Annotated in this window: 6 protein-coding genes and 1 pseudogene; all 7 read right to left on the bottom strand. The window is 51.4% G+C overall.

Annotated elements, in window-relative coordinates:
- A partial coding sequence (locus AK963_RS25705) for a hypothetical protein (RefSeq protein WP_139117663.1) occupies nt 1-404 on the bottom strand: 404 nt, incomplete at its 3' end.
- Nucleotides 382-978 (bottom strand): hypothetical protein, encoded by a 597-nt coding sequence (locus AK963_RS25700; RefSeq protein WP_066018221.1) that lies wholly within the window; start codon nt 976-978, stop codon nt 382-384. The genes AK963_RS25705 and AK963_RS25700, both read right to left, overlap by 23 nt.
- Nucleotides 968-1261 (bottom strand): hypothetical protein, encoded by a 294-nt coding sequence (locus AK963_RS25695; protein WP_066018220.1) that lies wholly within the window; start codon nt 1259-1261, stop codon nt 968-970. The genes AK963_RS25700 and AK963_RS25695 overlap by 11 nt, the downstream gene beginning before the upstream one ends.
- On the bottom strand, nt 1246-2241 hold the full coding sequence (locus AK963_RS25690) for a major capsid protein (RefSeq protein ID WP_066018219.1): 996 nt from the start codon (nt 2239-2241) through the stop codon (nt 1246-1248). Before AK963_RS25690 ends, AK963_RS25695 begins: the two co-directional genes overlap by 16 nt.
- Nucleotides 2238-2618: a head decoration protein gene (locus tag AK963_RS25685; RefSeq protein ID WP_066018218.1), complete on the bottom strand. Its 381-nt coding sequence runs from the start codon at nt 2616-2618 to the stop codon at nt 2238-2240. Before AK963_RS25685 ends, AK963_RS25690 begins: the two co-directional genes overlap by 4 nt.
- A gap of 446 nt (nt 2619-3064) precedes the next feature.
- The gene (locus AK963_RS25680) at nt 3065-4081 is read right to left on the bottom strand and encodes a head maturation protease, ClpP-related (RefSeq protein WP_066018217.1); all 1017 of its coding nucleotides are present in this window, start codon (nt 4079-4081) and stop codon (nt 3065-3067) included.
- Nucleotides 4059-4504: pseudogene (locus tag AK963_RS33670) on the bottom strand (phage portal protein); the annotation flags it as partial. The pseudogene AK963_RS33670 and the gene AK963_RS25680, both read right to left, overlap by 23 nt.

Below are 4504 nucleotides of genomic sequence, written 5' to 3'. Positions count from 1 at the left end.
ATGACGTCAATGGTCAGCTGGATATCTGCAAAGGAGAGTTGGCCATGATTGGGGGCGATATCAAACTGGGTTTCACTGAACTGGGTGTTACGGGCCTCCGGTACCAACCGCTCCCCCGTGGTGAATATCGCTCTGATTGAGCGGGTCAGATCCATCAGGACATAGGTGCTTTCTTCATTCGTTTTGATGACAACGCTGATATTCAAACTCATCTGCATCTTGACCCGACTACCCTGCCGCTCCTGCTCCTGGAGTGATTCCAACTGAACCAGAATGGCAGGCTTGGGTAGTTCCTCATCCAGACCCAGGGCAGTGAAACCCAATAAAACGGTAGGAGTGACTTCCGTCAGGCGATAAACCAGCGCTTCAACAATTCTGGCTTCAGGACTCGATGTTGAAGGCATAGTTCAGTTCCTGTTCCATCAAGGTAGTGAACCGGTCGAGTAAAACCGGTTCCAGCTGTTGTAATACTGTACTGGCCGAGCTCCAGATTGAGATTTCTTTCTTTTCCAACGGCAATCCCATCCACATCATACGACCCGATTTTTTGGAACGCTGGAATTTATGCTGCCAGGTGTCTTTCCGCTCAAACACCATGGAGTGAGTGGCGTTGACGGGGCGCATCAAAAAGGCACCTTCCCAAAAACGACGACCGGTTCTAACGCCTCTCTTGGTCTGTACAGGTTTGCTCAGATAATGGGCCGGAATATCGAGAGCACCAATCCAGATAATCAAGCTGTAATTCTGCCCTGCCCGATCACCGGGCTGATACAGAGATACTCTCACCCGCCCCAGGGATTTCAGCACTTTTTGAGAGATACTCTGCTGTCTGGCCAACTCCCGCAATATTCGCCGTTCGGCAAACCGGGAGAGCTTGCGTAGTGATCGAGCAATCGCTTTGCTGACTTTCTTTGGCGCATGATCGAACTGTTCAATGAGTTCATCAACGGTGCTGTCCAGATCCAAATCAAGCTTCATGGAGCCCCCACCAGGTCAGCTGACCATCGTCTTTCAGTTTCCGATCAACCATCCATTGCTGATCTGCTGACTGGACTTCATCTCCACGCTGCAATTTGAGGCTCGCTGGCAACGTAATGGACGTGACCGTTTGCAAAACCGCTTCATACTGACCGGCAGGCACCAGCGATTTGGAGATGATGCCCCGGGTTTCTGAGAAAAGAGATGCTCCCCGAAAGACCATCACCGGTTGACCAAAGGTAGTCAGCACCTGCCGGTTCAGTTCACTCAGTTCATCTTGCATTGGATCACCGCCCGGGGCTTCAGGCAGATGGGCAGCGGGTTGGACTGAGTATGCAGCTGAACGCCTTTATCAAAGTCCAGAATCTTCTGCTTGGCATAACGGGGCAAACCGATGGTGTTCACTGTTTCGATAAAATCTGCCGGAGCGAACCAGGTACGGAAGATGCCAGTGCCTTCCGGGATGACATAAGCCTCATCAGATTTGATAAAGGGAATATCACCGACTTGACCCCGATACTCTTCCCAATCAATGTCGCCGAAGCGGAACCCGGATTTGGGGTCATTGCGCAGTAAGGCACTGTCCTGGTAACGGTGGTAGGCATCTTTGACATAGTCGTGGCCAACCAGGGCGTCATAAAAGTCAGCACCGCAGAATGCCCTTAGCCCTGAATAGGGTTGAGCACCCAGAGCCTGATCCACTTTCCGGCGCAGCTTCACACATTGAATGCGCACGTCAGTGGCTGCATCGCTGAACTTGAAGGTATGCGCCTGTTGGCTGACACCAAACTCCTGGAACAGGTCATAAATGACTGAGCTACCATCGGCATCGAGAATCTGACCTTTGATGGCGCCCAGCCGCAAATGCTCCAGAGTCACCTCATGGTTGGCATTCATCTCTGATAGCCGCTGATTCACCACCGTCCTTACCCCTTCCAGAGAACTCTCGGAGCCAAAAGCCCGAACATTCCGTACTTCATCCGCCACAATGGTGGAGTCGTAAGGGATATGAGGGATGACAAAACTGCGCACCTTCCGCTTACCACCCTTGGCTTGAGGCGCTGGCGCTCCGCGCTCCGAGGTAGGCAACAGAATCAATTCCCCGTTACGGGACTCCACCATGGCGGTGGTGGTATTGATGCCACTTTCGGTAAACAGTCCAAGCTCACCAATACGTCCTGGCTTATAGGGCAGATCGTTCAGCGTGGCCGTCAGGCTGGTCAGACTGAAGGCATCGTCATTGAAAATATCCAGCAGGCTCATGGGCGCTCTCCCTGTCGTAAAATAATATCCAGTGAAGCCAGCTCTTCGGTGGCCGTGACTTGTTGCTCTGCAGTGATGCCATCCGGCCAGACCAACAGGTCCTGATGCACCTCTGCCAGTCGGGCGATGATGACCGCTTCCCCACCGGTTGCATCGGTAGTGACATGATCCCAGAGCACACCGGCGGCCATCTGCAATCCAGTATCTGCTGCTGGGTCCAATGGTCCATAAACTGCAGTGGCCGTGTTTTTGCCCAACACCGTGCCGGGCAGCAGCGTCAGATTCGCCGCCAGTTCAACCTTCTCCCTGCTGATGCTGTTGTTTCCTTCGGACACGATAAATTCGCCAGTGTGCACCGGCTCTGTCATGACAGGCATGGTTTCAGTTCCTTTGAGGGTTGTTTATCAGGTAAAGCAACAAGCTATCTAATGAGGCATGTGTTTGTGATATATTCCTGTTCAAACACAACTGGGTTGTATCCATGATCATGAATGATCACTACCTGTTATCCCATTTGCTACGTGGGTGGTCTCTTGAAGGAGAGGCTACCCGAAGAGAGCAATCTTATCGGGATAACGATTTTGAAAAACTACCAGCGTTCCATACGTAGGCATCACCGTAACCGTTTAAAGAAAAACAGAAAGCACTATTGGCAGGGAAATCTGGATAACTCAGCTCTGGGGCATGTCGTTGATACGCCTTGCACCTGTTCCTGCTGGATGTGTGGTCATCAACGAAAGCATCTGGGACCCTCGTTAAAAGAGAGGTCATCTGAATTTCAGTTTCAGTTGGACCTACTCGATTTCTTTCAAAGCCCATAACGTCAAGCTGACACTGGAAACATTGCGCTGTTTCTTTTCCGGTAAACAGCATGGGTATCAACAAGGGGCTTAATCGTTTGACTCTGCTGATTTGGAGTTAACGTGTTATCCAATACGCAATCCTCCTTTGTCAGCAGATCAAATAACGCCGTTCTAACCTGCTCTGCCGATTTGCCTGACTGGATGAAGCCAGCGGCACGCTCAGTAGTCTGGGCAGCAGCACACAGAGATTTAATGGTTTCACACTCAGCAAGACGACGTTGAACGTCTTCGATCCCCTGATGAGTGCGGATAAAGTCTTCCGCCATTTCCGGATAACCGGCTTTATTACACAATGACATCACCACCAATGCATGAGCCGACGTATTTTCATCTTCCGGCTCAGAAGGTGGAATGAACGGAGGAAGTAATGGCTTAGGCACATGGTTAAAGACACTGAGATCAAAGTGCGCTGCCAGCTGCACCGCTTCTTCCACCACATCCACCAGACCATGCCCTTCCGCTTCACTGGCCGTAAACCAGGTTTCCTCATTCATCAGGTTGATGATTTCACTGACCTGCAGCCCACAGTTGGCCGCATAAGTCTGGGCAATCACCTCCGTGGTTTTGTCCAGCATATCCGCCACTTTGCGCAGCTCTTCGGCATCACCGCCGACCCAACCAAACGGGTTATGAATCATCATCAGGGCATTGGCCGCCATATGGATGGTGTCGCCCGCCATGGCAATGACGCTGGCAATACTGGCGGCCAGCCCTTCAATCCTTACATGGATATGTGCCTTGTGATGACGCAGGGCGTTGTAGATGGCAATGCCATCAAACACGGAACCACCGGGGCTGTTGATGCGAACCGTAATCTCACTGACATCCAGATCCTTCAGGTCATGAACCAGTTGTCGTGCGGAAAGTCCTGCCCAATCACCAATCACATCATAAATCAGCAACTCTGCTGGCTGATTTTGGTTAGCCTGATTCTTTAACGTGTACCACGGCTTATTATTCAGGGGTTTCTTGCTCATCCTTGTTTTCGTCCTTGTCAGTAGTTGAAGGATCCTTCGAAGACTGCCTGCCATCGCTGTCGTACTGAAGGGTCAGCTCATCGGCCCGCCGATTGTCAGCAGCGATTTCGTCATCAATTTGTTCGCTGTCATAACCCTGTTCAGACACCACTTCTGAACGAGATTTGAAGCCACTGCGCACTGCCAAATTCTGGGCCTGCATATCCTGAACTGGATGCATATAGGGCCAGCCCTGAGCAATCCATTTCACCCGACGATAATCGGCTTTGTTTTTGTGAAATCGGGGCGCATGGATTGCCCCGCTGAGTACGGCCATCTCCAACCAGCGATTCCAGATCGGTCGACAGAACTGGAACACCAATTGATTGTGCTGAATTTGCTGAATACGTCGGCGGAACTCATTCAGAACTACCCGTAATGCCC

It is taken from the genome of Endozoicomonas atrinae (assembly GCF_001647025.1).
GTDB lineage: Bacteria > Pseudomonadota > Gammaproteobacteria > Pseudomonadales > Endozoicomonadaceae > Endozoicomonas > Endozoicomonas atrinae.
The sequence above is the reverse complement of the archived record's forward strand: the minus strand, read 5'-3'. Positions and strand labels throughout refer to the sequence as shown.

Excerpts from the sequence above, each read along its gene's own strand:
- AK963_RS25700 (WP_066018221.1), bottom strand. The coding sequence starts at position 978 with ATGAAGCTTGATTTGGATCTGGACAGCACCGTTGATGAACTCATTGAA.
- AK963_RS25695 (WP_066018220.1), bottom strand. The coding sequence starts at position 1,261 with ATGCAAGATGAACTGAGTGAACTGAACCGGCAGGTGCTGACTACCTTT.
- AK963_RS25690 (WP_066018219.1), bottom strand. The coding sequence starts at position 2,241 with ATGAGCCTGCTGGATATTTTCAATGACGATGCCTTCAGTCTGACCAGC.
- AK963_RS25685 (WP_066018218.1), bottom strand. The coding sequence starts at position 2,618 with ATGCCTGTCATGACAGAGCCGGTGCACACTGGCGAATTTATCGTGTCC.
- AK963_RS25680 (WP_066018217.1), bottom strand. The coding sequence starts at position 4,081 with ATGAGCAAGAAACCCCTGAATAATAAGCCGTGGTACACGTTAAAGAAT.